Origin of the sequence: Streptomyces cellostaticus (assembly GCF_001513965.1) — a bacterium.
GTDB lineage: Bacteria > Actinomycetota > Actinomycetes > Streptomycetales > Streptomycetaceae > Streptomyces > Streptomyces cellostaticus.
The window spans coordinates 1-657 of sequence record NZ_KQ948141.1 but is presented as its reverse complement, the minus strand read 5'-3'; the positions used below and the strand labels follow the sequence as shown (position 1 = coordinate 657).

The 657-nt window shown below is 68.2% G+C and carries 1 protein-coding gene; it reads left to right on the top strand.

The features are described 5' to 3' along the window. Positions 1 to 649: transposase family protein (locus tag AQI88_RS42445; RefSeq protein ID WP_079058197.1), on the top strand; the 649-nt coding region annotated here is incomplete at its 5' end. Between the last annotated feature and the right edge of the window lie 8 nt (positions 650 to 657).

Sequence of the window (657 nt, the reverse complement as noted above, 5' to 3'; positions counted from 1 at the left end):
TCCGTCTCAGCGCGCGATGGTGGCACTGGTGTACCTGCGCGAACACACCACTCTGGCGAAGATCGCTGCCGGGTTCGGGATCGGCGAGTCCACCGCCCACGCCTACACCAGTGAGGTCGTCGACCTGCTCGCCGAACGTGCACCGGGCCTGCTGAAGACGCTACGCGAGCATGATCCTGACTTCGTCCTCCTCGACGGGACTCTCGCCGAGTGCGACCGGGTCGGCGACGGCCGGGCCGACTACTCCCACAAACACCGGCGCCACGGCGTGAACGTGCAGGTTGTCACCGATCCCGGCGGCCGGCTGCTGTGGCTCTCGCCCGCCCTGCCGGGCCGCACCCACGACCTGACCGCTGCCCGCACCCACCGGATCATCCGAATCTGCGAGCGGCAGGGTGTTCCCATCGTGGCCGATCTCGCTTACCAGGGCGGCGGCCCCTGGCTGACCACGGGCATCAAACGCAGGCCCCTGCAGGAACTCACCCCCACCGAGAAGACCCGCAACCGTGCCCTGGCCGCGACACGGGCACCCGTCGAACGCGGCGTCGCCCGCCTGAAGTCCTGGCGGATCTTCCGCAGATCCCGATGCAGTCCAAACCGCATGACGTCAATCGCCAAGGCCGTTCTCACCCTGGAGCTGCAACGCTGAAGAAGCTC